Raw genomic sequence first — 14,306 nt, 5'->3', positions numbered from 1 at the left:
AGGAAAATGGAGCTCAATGAAATCCGAAGATTTCATCGAGCTCCATTCTTTATGAGGTACTTATGTCACAGCCCCTTTTATTTACGTCTCAACAGGTTCAATCCTTATTTCAATAAAGAAAGTGGTCCTCGGCACACTAGAAAACCAGTTGCCGGGGACCATTGTTATTTGTTCAAGCTGTTTTAACTTTGTAGGAGGTCATTCTGATTGTTCGCGCAGGATGCGCCGCCCCTGTTGCAGAATGTAAATGGCAACAATTACTAAAACGATGCCAAGAATTTCAACCCAGTTCATTTTGAGGTGGAAGAAGATAACACTAAGAACTGAAGTTACAATCGGCTGGAGAGCGTCCATAATACTAACCACGTCAGAGGGGGCAAATCTGGTAGCGTGCATCAAGAGGATGAACGGTAGGATGGTCCCGAATAAGACGACGGTTCCCACCGAGGCGACCAGAGTAGTGGAAATGTGTGGTGTTCCGACCCAGAATGGCCGAATTATGTTAAAGAGGATACCAGCAATCATGGATGCCCAGCCGAGGACAATGATGGGTGGGTTATGGACGACGGCGCGTTTGGGAAGGACAACGTAAAGCGCAGCCGTAATTCCGGACCCGATTCCCCAGAGGAGGGAGTCAAAGGGGATCGATAGTTCAGTGATATTGCCACGAGTGATGCACATGATCACCCCGACAAGAGCCAGGACGAATGAAATGACGTCAGAACGAAATGGTCGGTGGTGAGTGAGGATGACACTCCCGAGGACGATAAAGAGCGGCGAGAGATACTGGAGGATGGTGGCTGCTGACGCATTACCCAGTTGAATTGCGTAATAAAAGGTCAGCAGGTTGGCCATCAACCCAAAGACTGCGTAAGTGACAACGGAAATGAGGGTGTCCCGCCGTTTAAAGACGTTGAAAATTGTCTTCCCATATCGCAAGGCACTCAACGATAGGAGGATAATGCCCGTTACCAACGTCCGGACTGATAACATCCATGTGGCAGGAATGGCAAGGTTCTGTGAGATTAGCTGGAGAACGGTTCCGGAGATCCCCCACATCGTTGACGCGAGGGCAGCGTAGCCGATCCCCTTCATGACATGACCTGAATTTGGCTGATTCATTGTCAGTGGTTCCTTTCTATGACGAAAAAATATATTACGCAGATTAGATTATCGTAAAATGCCCGCTTTGCCAATGAATTACTAGCAAATAAAGGAGGAAAAGTTTCAATCACAATCGTTTGACGGATTATGACCCGGTAAAAAGGAAGATTGCAGTTAATTTACAAAAGCAAAACGATCAACCACTTGACAGCTAATGGGCGACATCACGGCGTTTGTGGATGGCCTGGGAACAAAAAGACAAAAAAGTTCCTAACAATTTCCTTAAAACTGTTACATTTATGTTTCAAATCAGTTACAATAGAACCATCAAAGGCAATCAGAAAAGAATCTAAATGAAGCGGGGGCTTTTAAAATGATGCAACGGAAGGTTTTAGCAGGAACGGTAATGCTGATGGCAGCTTTAGGGTTGACAGGTTGCGCCAAGTCATCCAGTGCACCGGCAACGAATGAATCACACGTGCGTTCTTCACGGGTAGCGAAGAGCAGTTCACACAAGTCAAGCCATCACGAATCATCAGCTAGTGTTTCGTCAACACAGAACCAAGCAACTAGCCAAAAGACGACCACGCAGCAGAGCAACACTAACCAGGCTGCCACACAGAACAGCAGCCAGGGCAGCACGAGCCAGGCCGTTGCTAACAACAGCAACCACCAGCAAGCAACTGTTGCATCGCACAGTGAACAACACGTTCAACTAGGTCTCGGCGACGTCGCTGTTTGGACCGAAAATGGTGTTACCCACCACGTTGACAGTGACGGGATGGATTGCCAGACTACTAACGGGAGTTCTACTATCCACTATAGTGACTGGTCTGGTCAGTTGCCACAGGGCGTTCAAGTTCAACACAACTAGGCGATATTTCGGTGGTTCACCCTTTCGTGCCCCCGGAATTGTGAACCACCAAAGCTGTCAGGAAACTGGCAGCTTTTTTCTTTGCTTTCAATAGCATTTTTCTTTACCGCCTTTTTTGAAGTCTGTATAATAATTTCAATTGTGCCGTCAGCTGGCTGACGGTTTTTGTCTTGAAAGGGGAACCAGTTGATGATCAAAATTGCGAGACGGTTTTTAAACTGGTGGGCAGCTTTAGCAGCCCTCTTGCTAATGGGAGTGCAGGTGGCTTGCGACCTTTACTTGCCCACAGTGACGGCCAACTTGATTGATAAGGGAATCATGCAAAAGGACCTGCACTACGTCTGGCAGATTGGCGGTGTCATGCTACTGGTGGCATTCTTAGGACTCCTCGCCGCGATGGGAAATGTCTTTTTCGCCTCAACCCAGGGGATGAAGGTCGGCGAAAGGATCCGCAACGCAATTTATCAACGAGTCCTGCATTTCTCAACCAACGAAATGGTTCGCTTCAGCAGTTCCTCATTAATTACCCGTAGTACTAACGACATTGTGCAAATTCAAAACGTGATGTTACAGATGATGCGGATGATGCTGCAATCACCGATCATGTTGGTGGGGGCTTGCGTGATGGCCTACAGCCGCGAACCACGGTTAACCCGGGTTCTCGCAATCAGCCTACCGGTCCTTGTTGTCGCTGTCATCGTGGTGATGTACTTGGCGATGCCATATTTTCGGGTGATGCAACGAAAAGTTGATAATATTAACCGGGTTTTCCGGGAAGGGTTAACGGGTGTCCGGGTAATTCGGGCCTTTAACCAGGACCAGCGGGAGCAAGACCGTTTCCGCAAGGTGAACGAAGATTACACTCGGGTCGGCTTTCGGGCCTTTTCTTTGATGTCCTTCATGTTTCCGATTATGACGCTGGTATTGAGCATGACTAATGTGGGGATTATTTGGTACGGTGGTCGGCTGATTGCCGGTCGTTCGATGCAGGTTGGTAATCTAATTACTTTTATGACCTACGCTAACCAGATTCTGATGAGCTTCATGATGCTCAGTTTCATCTTCTTCTTTATTCCCCGGGCCCAGGTTTCGGCCAAGCGGGTGAATGCCGTCTTGGACCAACCAATCAGCGTCAGTGACTTGCCAGTTGGCCAGCTGGAACCCTTGAAAAAGGATCAACCAACATCGCTGCAGTTTAAGGATGTTGACTTTCGTTACGACGGTGCCCAGCACTTAGCCTTGCGCGACCTGAATTTTAAGGTCACAGCTGGTCAGACGCTGGCAATTATCGGCGGGACTGGTTCTGGTAAGTCAACCTTGGTGAACCTGATTCCGCGCTTGTTTGACATTGAGCGTGGCCAAATTCTGGTCAACGGCCAGGATATTGCAAAAATGAGCCAGCATGACCTCCACAGTCTGATCTCGATTACCCAGCAAAAAGCAGTGCTGTTTAGCGGGACGGTCCGGAGCAACTTAGCTTTTGGTAACCCGGCCGCTTCAGATGAACAAATGTGGCGTGCGCTGGAAGTGGCGAAGGCGGCTGACTTTGTTAAGGAGCAGGGCGGACTTGATATCAAAGTTGAACAAGACGGGGGCAACTTTTCTGGTGGGCAACGTCAGCGGTTGGCGATTGCCCGGACAATCATTAAACCAGCAGCGGTGTATGTGTTTGACGACTCATTTTCCGCGTTAGACTTCAAAACTGACGCACAACTCCGGTTGGCACTCAAAGAGGACGAGCTGGTTTCTCAAGCAGTGACGGTGATTGTCGCGCAACGGATTTCAACCGTCGCGGACGCAGACCTCATCTTAGTGCTTGATGATGGCCAGGTAGTGGGCCAGGGGACCCACGAAGAGTTGGCCGCGCATAACCCGGTTTATCAAGAAATTATTAACTCACAGTTGCAGGAAGGGGATGACGGTCGTGAAGCATGAGACGAAAAAAGCCCAGCACTTCTGGCCGTCCACGAAGCGACTGCTAATGTACTTGAAACCGTGGTGGGGCGGGGTGTTGCTCTCCATTGTCTTGGCGATTGCGTCGGTCCTCTTATCCATTGTTGCGCCGAAGGTTCTCGGGGATGCGACCACAACGATTTATAACGGCATTATGAAGGGTTACCACATGATGCAAGCAGGCCAGACAGTTCACCGGCTACCAATTGATTTCCACCGGATTGGCCGGATCGCGATCATTGTGGTGCTCCTCTATAGTGCTTCGGGACTGCTCAGTTTGGTGGAACAGGTCATTATGACTTGGATTTCCCAACGGGTGGTATTCAAGCTGCGACAGGATTTGAAAGCCAAGATGGCGCGGGTACCAGTCCGCTTTTACGACACTCATCAGAACGGTGATTTGATGAGCCGGATGGTCAACGACATGGACAACATTGCCGGGACGCTACAGTCAAGTCTAATTGAGCTGCTGACGTCAGCCGTGACCTTTGTCGGGGTGCTGGCATTAATGTTTTCAATTAGCTGGCAACTAACCCTGGTTGCACTGATTACGGTCCCGCTCAGTTTGTTCATCGTCGCCTTTGTCGCCCCGACAGCGCAGCGACTTTTTACTCGGCAACAAGCTGTGCTGGGTGGCATCAATGCACAAGTTGAGGAAACCTATGCCGGCCACACGATTGTCCGGACCTTTAACCACGAAGAAGATGAGGAACAACGTTTTCGCCGGCTTAATCACCGCTACTACCAAGCAGCTTGGAAAGCGCAGTTCTTCTCCATCCTCATCTGGCCACTAATGAACTTTGTCCGCAGTCTCGGTTACTTGATGGTGGCAGTTATTGGGGCCATTCGGATGATCCACGGTCAAATCACCATCGGTAATATTCAGGCCTTCTTGCAATACGTTAACCAGTTCTCCCAACCCATTACTCAGGTTGCGAACTTGAGCAGTACAATGCAGCAAACGATTGCTTCAGCTGAGCGAATTTTTGAGGTGCTGGATGAACCAGAAATGACGACTGAGCAAACTAATTTTCCGTTCAACGAAGAGCACCCACAACCGAAGATTGAGTTTGACCACGTTCGGTTTTCTTACGGTCAGGAACCACTTGTCAAAGACTTTAGTTTGAAAGCTCCCGCTAACCACATGGTCGCAATTGTTGGGCCAACCGGAGCGGGAAAGTCGACAATTATTAACTTACTGGAGCGTTTTTATGACATCGACGGTGGTCACATCTACCTGGATGGTCAGGACACACGCAATATGAGCCGTCGCGATTTGCGGTCGCACATTGCGATGGTTCTTCAGGAGACCTGGCTTTTTAGCGGAACAATTTTTGAGAACATCAAGTATAGTCGTAATGATGCGACGGCTGAAGAGGTATACGCAGCTGCCAAAATGGCTTACGCCTACGATTTTATCCAGGAACTGCCGGATGGGTTTGAGACTAAACTGGACGAAGCAGCTTCTAATATTTCACAGGGGCAGCGGCAACTGTTGACGATCGCGCGGGCCTTTTTGGCTGATCCGGAGATCCTAATTCTTGATGAGGCCACCAGCTCCGTTGATACCCGCACCGAGTCGCTAATTCAGCGGGCAATGGATCAACTGCAGCATCACCGTACTAGTTTTGTGGTGGCTCACCGTCTTTCCACTATCCGTAACGCGGAGCGGATTATCGTCATGAACCATGGTGATATCATTGAAACTGGTAATCACGAGAGTCTAATGGCTAAACAGGGCTTTTACGCTGACCTCTACAATAGCCAATTCACTGGTAACGCCCTGTAGTGAAAGCGTCGTTGAAAGGACCCTTTTGTTTGATAATTAACTTAGCGGGGGAATCAGGATGGCAAAATACCAAAAAACGATCAAGTTACTCAACGACTTAGTCACCGACCAGGTAGTACCCGGCATGAGCTGGGTCTTGTTTGACCACCAACAGCAGTGGCAGGCGGTCCGCGGGCTGGCACAGCAACAGCCACAACCAGTCAAACTCACGGCAGAGATGCAGTTCGATCTCGCCTCATTAACTAAGGTGGTGGGAACGGTGCCACTAATGCTCCAGCTCTGGCAGGAGGGGGCTTACGAACTTGACCAGCCGGTGAGTGCATTCTTGCCGGAACTGGGGAGCTCGTCAGCCACCATTCGGACCCTTTTCACCCACACGTCCGACATTGGCGGGTGGATTCCGCACCGTGAAGAATTATCGGCGAAGCAGTTAACTGCCGCCTTACTGGACACTCAACAGGTCGGACCCAGTGTAAATAAAAAGATTCACTATGCTGACATCAATTTTATTTATCTCGGCTGGATAGCGGAGCGCCTACTGCACCAGCCTGTGCACCGGTTGATTGAACAACGGGTACTGTCCCCGTTAAAAATGACGGAGACTACTTTTCTTCCAGATAAAGCGCGGGCGGTCGCAACAGCCATCACTAGTCAACGCGGGCTCATCCGTGGCGAGACACATGATCCGAAGGGCTTTGTCCTCGGTGCACACTGCGGATCAGCAGGAATGTTTTCGACCGCCAAGGACCTGACTCGTTTTGGGCGGGCGTTAATTGAGACGAACCTTAATGGCCTCTTCACTAGCGACACCGTTGACCAGCTGTTCGTTGACCAAACCCGATTGAGTGGTGAACATTTGCGGTCTTTGGGGTGGAAATTACACCATAGTCGGGCGGTGGATCATCATCCAGTGATTTGTCATACCGGATACACGGGGACCCTGATTATTTTGGACCGCCAAAAAGATCAGGGGCTGGTCCTCCTTACTAACCGGGTACATCCACGGGCAGATAACGAGGAATTTATCCGCCGACGAGGAAAGTTAATGGCAACTTACCTTCGCGAAAAAGAATTGTCAAAATAATCAAGTCCCCAGAAGACGTCGTCTTCTGGGGACTTTGGTTAATGATCGGGCAGGGTTGATCATGCGTCGATGTTGATTTTGAGACCCGCGGGCTGCTGGTTTGCTAAGGCGGTCTTTGCAACCTCTTCGCTATGGTGTTCGACGGCAATGTCATAATAATGACACTTGAAATCAACTACTTCTAATGTCGTTTTGAGGGTGGCCAGCTCGTCTAATAATGATTGCTGTAGCTGGTGGAACATTGCTTGCCGTTGTGGCAATGTTTCGTCACCCTGACAGCACCACTCAACAAACTGTTTGATCTCCTTGATCGACATCCCCGTCTTCTTGAGACAGCCGATCATATTAATGGTTTCCAGGTTGTCCCGGGTAAATAGTCGCTTCCCGTTGGCGGTCCGGGATAGTCCTGGAATGAGTCCTTCGGCATCGTAATAACGGATTGTAGGAATACTTAAACCAAATTGTTTGGCTACCTGGCCGATAGTAAAGGTTTGTTTTTTTGTCATCGTTGGCATTGGAATTTCCTCACTTTTTGTTTGACCTCAAGTTAAGTTGAGGGTGTATACTGCCGCTAGTTTAACATATTTGTAAAGGAGCGGATAGTCTATGAAACACAAGCATTTGTTGACATCGCTGTTGGCCGTGGTTGCCGCCCTTGCGGTCATGCTGGGGGTTGGGACCATTTACCGGGCACAGGCAGCTCGTCACTTTGTGAACTCGACTACCCCGACATTTTTTATTCATGGCTGGGGGAGCAGTTACCATGCTGAACAGCATATGGCTAATGCTGCCAAGCGTGCGGGGGTGACGAAGACAATTATCTGGGCCAACGTTGCCAAGGATGGTCAGGTCACCTTCCACGGAAAGATCAAGCAGGGCGCCCGGAACCCGATTATCGAAGTTAACCTTGCTGACAACAAGCAGATGTCTTACAAGAAAGATGGCGAGTATGTCTTTAAGGTCATTAGTGCTTCCAAGAAGAAGTGGGGATTTACGACGATGAATCTGGTCGGCCACTCGATGGGCAACCTGGGGATCATGTACATGCTGCGTGACTACCCCAACAGTTCACAACTGCCAACGCTCAAGAAACAGGTGGCCATCGCCGGACATTTTAACGGTGGGATTGGTTTTGGCTACCCGAAAGGGACCCGCATTGATAAAAGTGGGCAACCAACCGTTGAGGAAGAACATTTTACTGAGTTAAAGGATTTGCGGCGAACGTATCCGACCACGGCCCGCGTTTTAAACCTGTACGGCGACTTACAAGACGGTTCGCACTCTGACAGTGAAATTCCGGTCAACTCGGCAAAGTCACTGAAGTACCTAGTTGCCAACCGGGCAAAGTCATACCAGGAAAAGGAATTCTTTGGCAAAAATGCTCAGCATAGTAAGTTACACAGCAACCGGCAGGTAGATCGGGTACTGATTAGCTTCCTTTGGGGCAAATAGTAAGAGGAAAGCGGCAGCATTGCCGCTTTTTTTACTGGCGATGTTCGATGAAAACGAGCTGGTCATCAGTCGAGCGTTGCTTATCATAGGCAAAGCCGAGTTCGTGGAACTGTTTGACGGTAGCAAGGGAGGTGGCCGCTTGCTCAGCCAAGAAGCGGACCATTTGTCCCCGCGCCATCTTGGCACGGGTGGTTACCTGGCGAAAGTGACCATCATGAAGGCGGCCAAAACGGCAGGTGACAATTCGCAGCCCGGGTTGTGGATAAGCGGTGATCGCTTTGCTATATTCATTAGAAGCGAGGTTCAAGACTAACTGACTTTCGGTGGCCAACTGACGAGCCAGCCGGTCACCCCAGAACTGGTAAAGGTTTTTGGCAGTCCCCACGCGAAGCCGGTCGCCCATCCCTAAGCGATACTGAACCACCCCGTCATTAGGACAGAGCAGACCATAGAAGCCAGAAACAATTCTGAGGTGGGAATTGAGATAAGCTAGTTGATCGTCAGTAAAGACACCCGGCTCCCATGTACTGGTATTGTAGGCCGGTGAAGGCGAGAAGCGCAGGAGTCAGTTGCTTCGTCAGTTCGAGCTCAAACAGCCACCGGTAATTTGGTCGGGCAATGCGTTCGCTGCAGTTCCACCATAATTTGCGTGCCTGCTGGTAGCTGAGCTGCTGCATTGCTTTGAGAATCTGCCGAGTGAACGGCAGAAAGCGGGGAAGCTGACCGACTGGTAGTGAGTCGGTGTCAGTGGTCATTTTTCGTGCCGGTGCAATGATGATCTGCATATTTAACAAACTCCTTTTGGTGGACTAGGTGTTGTGTAACGAAAAATTAACGTTTGCGGATCAATAATTCGCGTACAATACTCATTATAATGGTTAGGGGGAAATGAAATGACTTTGCGCCGAAAGGTATTTCAATTACTGGTAGCGCTGAGTGCGACCTTCCTGGTTGGCACTGTCAGCTGTCCAGTAATCGCTGCTAGTAAACGGGATAGTAATGTTGTAGCTGGGAAGACTACCCACGCGCAAGTTGGCCAGCACGTTGATGCTAAGGCAGCTGTGACAATTGATGCGAAAACAGGACGAGTCTTGTACAACCAAAATGGTCGGCAAAAGATGCCGATTGCCTCGGTTGTCAAAATACTGACGTTGGCGGTGATCGAGCAGGATATTGCTAGTGGTCATTTGTCATGGAACCAACGGGTCAAGATTAGTAAGCCGGTAGCCAAAATTGCGAATGACTGGCATTATTCCAATGTTGAATTAGACGCTGGGCATCGTTATACCATCCGCGAACTAGCTGAATCGATGATGATCGTTTCTGCCGACGGGTCTGCAGCTGCGCTCGCACTTGCGGATGCCGGGAGTACCGCCAACTTTAACCGCAAAATGCAGGCGGTGGCACGCAAGGCAGGTGTCAAGGATGCGAAGATCTATAACATGATTGGTCTGGATAACGGAGCGTTGGGCAAACTAAAGCTCAAGGGTGTGCGCAATTCAGCTGAAAACCAATTTTCGGCCCTTGATGTTGCCAAAATCTCGCGGTACCTGGTTCGTCATTACCCGCAAAGTTTGACGATTACCAAGGGCAACCACGTTAATTTCCGTGCCAACGACCACCAGCAATATGACCTTGTCAATATTAACATGATGTTGTCAGGCAACCCATTAGCGCCTGTCGGGTGGGAAGTTGACGGTTTGAAGACGGGAACAACGGATAAGGCTGGTAACTGCTTTGCCGGAACGGAGAAAGATGGGAAGCGGCGCTATATTACAGTGGTGTTGAACGTTCCCGGTAACTATAATGCGCAATTTATGGAAACAATTAAGATGCTCCAAGACGTTAGCGGCAAGAAGATTACGACCCAGCAGGAAGCCAACCAGCAGACCGCAAATAACAATGATTCGCAACCGCAATAGTAGGAAATGAGTGGCTGTTTTGAGCTTGTTCGCAAAGCAATATCAAAAGCTATATAATAGGAACGTGATTAATTTTCACGGGGGACAGGTGTTGCCCGGAGGAGGAAATGGACATGGCTGAAAAGCTTGGTGAGCTGCATAAGGCTCTGCGGAAGCCAGAATTAAACAGTTTAATGTATTCAGGGTTATTTGCTATCAGGATGGAAACCCACCGCATTTTGACTGACGGTCGTGCCAGTCGTTATCCATACCCAGCGAAGTTGAGTTCGCGCCGGACTCATATGTACTTAACGACTGACATTTCTGATAACATGATGGAATTAAAGGGGACCCCTCAACGGGGGAGTGCTGATGCAGTTCGTCAGTTGGACCTCCTTCAGCAGGCGCTTTACAGCTCCTTGCAGCCGGAAGAACGACTGTGGCCACTAAGTCTGCCACCAAAGCCCGTCTATGATAACGACCTCGACTTTTTGGCCCACCATTCCACCCGTTATTGGATTTCTAATTACAATACCTACCTGGTTAAAAAGTACGGGATTAAGCGTCAGCTGATTGCCGGCGTCCGGGTGAACTATAGTCTTCATAATGACTTGGTCAAAAAGCTATACCAGCAGTTGTACCGCAACCAGTATGCTAGCCTGGCAGAGTTCAAAAATCACCTCTACTTCAAATTAGCCCAGTTCTTCTACCTTCATCGCTGGCTCTTTACCTACCTTTACGGAGCGAGCCCGACGACTTCCAGTGTCAAACATGACTTGCCAGAGGGTGTTACCAACCCGGTTCGCAGTTTGCGTTCCTCTGATGTGGGCTATACGAATCGACCGTCTGAGCAGGTGCCTTATGATTCGTTGGAACATCACGTTCAGCAACTGACAGCAATGGTTGATGACGGCACTTTTGCCAGCTTTAAGGAATTTTTCGGTCCGGTCCGGTTGCGTGGTGACAGCCATAACCTGCCAACCGTCATTAAAAACGGGGTAAAGTTCTTGGAATTTCGCACCTTTGACCTTGACCCGTTTGCTCTGTCCGGGATCAGTGAGGATACCCTGAATTTCCTTGAATTGCTCATGTTATACGGCTTGACAACTACTTTACCGTCACCAATTCAAGACGCACTGGCGGAAGCAAAAGAAAGAAATAACGATGTCGCATTGCAGGACCCGCTAGAAGAACCAGAATGGCTACACGAGCGGGCAAGTACCTTGATGAAGGCACTTGAACAATTTGTTCTGGATTACAATGCGCCGCGGAAGTACCAGCAGGCGTTACAGTTTGTCCAGCGGCGGCTAGAAGACCCCTCGCTAACGATTGGGGGGCAAGTGGCTGCCAAGATTGCCGATGATTCGCTACTGTCATTTGGACTTAAGATTGCTAATGATCGTTATACTGACTTTTTGCAATTTGGTCACCCGCTGGCGGAGGAAGATGAGCGTTTCTCGCCGTCTGCGCACCACCTAGTAATGGCGGCAATTGAACTGGGGCTGCAATTTAACGCCGACCAGGACCTCGACCTGTCATTTGGTGACCATCATGAGACCTTTCCAGCAGATGTTGACCTGGAATTTCCACATGGAGCACGACAATACTTGATGGAAAAGTTTCCGGAAATCAAGGAAAACTTCCATGCTGATGAAGGCAAGCCATCAGGTCAGGAATAATTAAGTAATGAGTCAGGCGTGACTGGGTGGAGTCCCGGCACGCTTTTCTTTATTTGGCGAAGCGGGAGAGGAGAATTTGGATGCGAACGATTGGAATTATTGGGCTTGGCCATACTGGTATTTTACTGGCTAACTTGTTAGTTGCACGGGAAGCAGTTGATCAGTTAGTACTCATCGACCAGGATGACCAACGAACTAACGCTGTGGCAGCCGACCTTACTGATGCCTTACCAGCAAGCCAACCACAGATCATTCAGCAGGATTACGCAGCATTGAAACAAGCTGATATTGTTATTATTAGCGCTGGTGATGCTAGGAAGCTTACCGCAGGGCGGTTTGCCGAACTGTCTGCTAATGCGGAAATGATTAAAACGTCAGCCAAACGTCTCCGACAAAGCGGGTTTAACGGGGTGTTGTTGAACCTGAGCAATCCCAATGAAGCGACGACCGCACTGTGGCAGCAGGCATTGGAGTTTTCGCCGCGGCAAGTGATCGGTACTGGCACCATCCTGGATACTCAGCGGGCCAGACTTGCAGTGGCTCGACAGGCCCACCTGCACCCCAGTGCTGTTGACGGTTTTATTATCGGTCAACATGATGGGCGACTAGTCTTTCCCTGGTCAACCTGGAACGTTAACGGACAGTCAATGCCGGCAGCAGTGAACGGGCACCAGTTGGACCAGCATCAATTGGCAATTAAGTCACGGGAGAGTAGCTGGATCACAGTGAGCGGTTTGGGCTATGATGCGTCGGGAATCTGCTTTGCTGCCCTGCGAACAATCGAAGCGGTGATGACTGACAGTGGCCAAGCGTTGCCAGTGGCGGTTTATCATCCCCAGTTTAAGACCTATCTTTCGTACCCGGTAGCAGTTGGCCGCCAGGGGAGCGGAATCTTTAACCTGCTCCAATTGTTGCCAGTTGAAGAAGAGCAGCTGGCGGTGGCCGCCACGGCAATTAGTGACCAGGTAGCCAGCCAGCAATAAACAAAAATGGTGGCAGAAGTTTAACCAACTTCTGCCACCATACTTTTAGCCATGGTAGTGACGGTAATCTGGCGCCTGGTAATTGTTCATGAAGGTTAAGAGTTCATCAAAGTTATCGGTGAAACACAAGCTATCGAGGTAGTTTTTTTCTAAAAAGCCTTTGTCGTTCATCTTCAGAAACATTGTTTTGAGCGGGGCATAGTAACCGTCAATATTATAAAAAGCGGTGGGCTTATGGTTGTCCCCAATGGTGGTCCAGGAGGCGGCTTCGCTGATTTCTTCGAGGGTGCCAACGCCGCCGGGAAGGGCGACCATCCCATCGCCAAGTTTCATCATTTGTTGTTTGCGAACATCCATGTTGGGGACAACTTCGATGGTGGTGAGATTATCCAGTGCTGTTCCACGGTCACGCAACTCGGTGGTAATCACACCATGAGCATCGCCACCGTTATCAATAACGGCCCGGGCAATGGTGCCCATAATGCCAAAACGACCACCGCCGTAAACGAGGCTCAGATGGTGTTGGGCTAACTGCCGACCAAATTCTTTAGCTGCAGCGACGAGATGCGGGTCATTACCCATGTTGGCTCCGCAGTAAACCGTTAGTGATCTAATCATTTGCAAACACGTTCCTTATCAAAAAGTAATGAACTAATTGTAGCATGGATTTTTGATCGAAGCAGGGATAAGAAAAGGCTCCCACATGAGCGGGAGCCGCAAAGTTCTAAAATGGCTTAATGGAATATGTCTGGTCATCTGCTTCGTCGATAAATGTTACCGGCCGGTCACCATCAGCCTTAATTGTAATATGGTAGCCAAAGCGGTCGAGGTAAACCAATTCCTGACTATCAACGTGCTGGACGGTCGCTGGAAAGAGCTGACTATCGATACTCAACTTGAGGTCCGGCGTAATCGTCAACCGGTGAGTACGATGACGTTGCTGGTCGTAATATTGCCACGACCCGGCATAGAAGAGGGGGAGTGAACGGGCAGGCTGTTTTTTAGCACGGTTAAAACCCAGGGTACTGCTAATCCCCGCAATTAGTCCCGCACCAAAAAGTAACGTTCCCTGTTTCCGCATTGATTTCATTCTCCTTATTAATTTATTTATCGTACTCATGATCGTTTATTTCACCTTATCAGCTTATGTACATTCATTATACACAGCTAATATTAGGAGAAAGTTTCAATTCTGTTAAAACATTGAAATAATTGCTAAAATAAGGGGGAATTAAATTAAAGGAGTGTTGAGAATGTTGAAGTTGGGAATTATTGGTACTCATATTATTACTGACCAGCTGTTGGCGGCGGCTAAACAGTGTGGCGAATACCAGCTGACGACAGTCTACTCACGTCACATGGAGCGGGCTCAAGAATTTGGTAAGCCATACGGGGCAACAGGCTTGTATGACTCGCTAGAAAAGTTCTTCGATGAGGGAGATTTCGATGTTGTCTACATTGCGTCGCCAAATAGTGTTCACTATGAG

Annotated in this window: 15 protein-coding genes; 9 read left to right on the top strand and 6 right to left on the bottom strand. The window is 49.2% G+C overall.

Annotated elements, in window-relative coordinates; translation table 11 throughout:
• Window positions 1-198 precede the first annotated feature (198 nt).
• Window positions 199-1,122, bottom strand: coding sequence for a DMT family transporter (locus tag Q0E49_RS06630; RefSeq protein WP_295747285.1), 924 nt, complete (start codon window positions 1,120-1,122; stop codon window positions 199-201).
• A 355-nt stretch (window positions 1,123-1,477) separates the two neighbouring features.
• Here Q0E49_RS06630 and Q0E49_RS06625 point away from each other — a divergent pair, with 355 nt between their 5' ends.
• The 4 genes from Q0E49_RS06625 (at window position 1,478) to Q0E49_RS06610 (ending at window position 6,804) form a co-directional block, all read left to right on the top strand.
• Complete coding sequence (locus tag Q0E49_RS06625) at window positions 1,478-1,978, top strand: hypothetical protein (RefSeq protein WP_295747283.1); 501 nt, start codon at window positions 1,478-1,480, stop codon at window positions 1,976-1,978.
• 189 nt (window positions 1,979-2,167) lie between these two features.
• A complete protein-coding gene (locus Q0E49_RS06620; protein ID WP_295747287.1) occupies window positions 2,168-3,913 on the top strand; it encodes an ABC transporter ATP-binding protein in 1,746 nt (581 codons plus the stop codon).
• Window positions 3,894-5,720, top strand: coding sequence for an ABC transporter ATP-binding protein (locus tag Q0E49_RS06615; protein ID WP_295747281.1), 1,827 nt, complete (start codon window positions 3,894-3,896; stop codon window positions 5,718-5,720). Before Q0E49_RS06620 ends, Q0E49_RS06615 begins: the two co-directional genes overlap by 20 nt.
• Window positions 5,721-5,778: 58 nt before the next feature.
• The gene (locus Q0E49_RS06610; protein ID WP_295747279.1) at window positions 5,779-6,804 is read left to right on the top strand and encodes a serine hydrolase domain-containing protein; all 1,026 of its coding nucleotides are present in this window, start codon (window positions 5,779-5,781) and stop codon (window positions 6,802-6,804) included.
• Window positions 6,805-6,863: 59 nt separating this feature from the next.
• On the opposite strand, the gene Q0E49_RS06605 is transcribed toward Q0E49_RS06610, so the two are convergent.
• Window positions 6,864-7,319 carry a MerR family transcriptional regulator gene (locus tag Q0E49_RS06605; protein ID WP_295747277.1) on the bottom strand — a complete coding sequence of 152 codons (456 nt, stop codon included), beginning with the start codon at window positions 7,317-7,319 and terminating at the stop codon, window positions 6,864-6,866.
• Window positions 7,320-7,410: 91 nt separating this feature from the next.
• On the opposite strand from Q0E49_RS06605, the gene Q0E49_RS06600 reads away from it, so the two are divergent.
• A complete protein-coding gene (locus Q0E49_RS06600) occupies window positions 7,411-8,256 on the top strand; it encodes an alpha/beta hydrolase (protein ID WP_295747275.1) in 846 nt (281 codons plus the stop codon).
• Window positions 8,257-8,287: 31 nt separating this feature from the next.
• On the opposite strand, the gene yaaA (Q0E49_RS08015) is transcribed toward Q0E49_RS06600, so the two are convergent.
• Window positions 8,288-8,722 (bottom strand): peroxide stress protein YaaA, encoded by a 435-nt coding sequence (gene yaaA, locus Q0E49_RS08015; RefSeq protein WP_366509548.1) that lies wholly within the window; start codon window positions 8,720-8,722, stop codon window positions 8,288-8,290.
• 34 nt (window positions 8,723-8,756) lie between these two features.
• Window positions 8,757-9,041: a peroxide stress protein YaaA gene (yaaA, locus tag Q0E49_RS08010; protein ID WP_366509547.1), complete on the bottom strand. Its 285-nt coding sequence runs from the start codon at window positions 9,039-9,041 to the stop codon at window positions 8,757-8,759.
• 108 nt (window positions 9,042-9,149) lie between these two features.
• On the opposite strand from yaaA (Q0E49_RS08010), the gene Q0E49_RS06590 reads away from it, so the two are divergent.
• From Q0E49_RS06590 to Q0E49_RS06580, 3 genes are all read left to right on the top strand, one after another.
• A complete protein-coding gene (locus tag Q0E49_RS06590; RefSeq protein ID WP_295747273.1) occupies window positions 9,150-10,178 on the top strand; it encodes a serine hydrolase in 1,029 nt (342 codons plus the stop codon).
• A gap of 113 nt (window positions 10,179-10,291) precedes the next feature.
• Window positions 10,292-11,836, top strand: coding sequence for a glutamate--cysteine ligase (locus Q0E49_RS06585; protein WP_295747271.1), 1,545 nt, complete (start codon window positions 10,292-10,294; stop codon window positions 11,834-11,836).
• Between the two features lie 80 nt (window positions 11,837-11,916).
• Window positions 11,917-12,819 (top strand): NAD-binding protein, encoded by a 903-nt coding sequence (locus Q0E49_RS06580; RefSeq protein WP_295747269.1) that lies wholly within the window; start codon window positions 11,917-11,919, stop codon window positions 12,817-12,819.
• A gap of 45 nt (window positions 12,820-12,864) precedes the next feature.
• Here the strand turns inward: Q0E49_RS06580 and Q0E49_RS06575 are convergent, their stop codons facing one another.
• Complete coding sequence (locus tag Q0E49_RS06575; RefSeq protein ID WP_295747267.1) at window positions 12,865-13,437, bottom strand: TIGR00730 family Rossman fold protein; 573 nt, start codon at window positions 13,435-13,437, stop codon at window positions 12,865-12,867.
• Window positions 13,438-13,543: 106 nt separating this feature from the next.
• The gene (locus tag Q0E49_RS06570) at window positions 13,544-13,900 is read right to left on the bottom strand and encodes a DUF4828 domain-containing protein (RefSeq protein WP_295747265.1); all 357 of its coding nucleotides are present in this window, start codon (window positions 13,898-13,900) and stop codon (window positions 13,544-13,546) included.
• Window positions 13,901-14,072: 172 nt separating this feature from the next.
• On the opposite strand from Q0E49_RS06570, the gene Q0E49_RS06565 reads away from it, so the two are divergent.
• A partial coding sequence (locus Q0E49_RS06565) for a Gfo/Idh/MocA family oxidoreductase (protein ID WP_295747263.1) occupies window positions 14,073-14,306 on the top strand: 234 nt, incomplete at its 3' end.

This window comes from uncultured Limosilactobacillus sp., from assembly GCF_934202235.1.
In the GTDB taxonomy this organism is placed as follows: domain Bacteria; phylum Bacillota; class Bacilli; order Lactobacillales; family Lactobacillaceae; genus Limosilactobacillus.
Note: the sequence above shows the minus strand (reverse complement) of the source record. Positions and strands in the feature narration are given on the sequence as shown.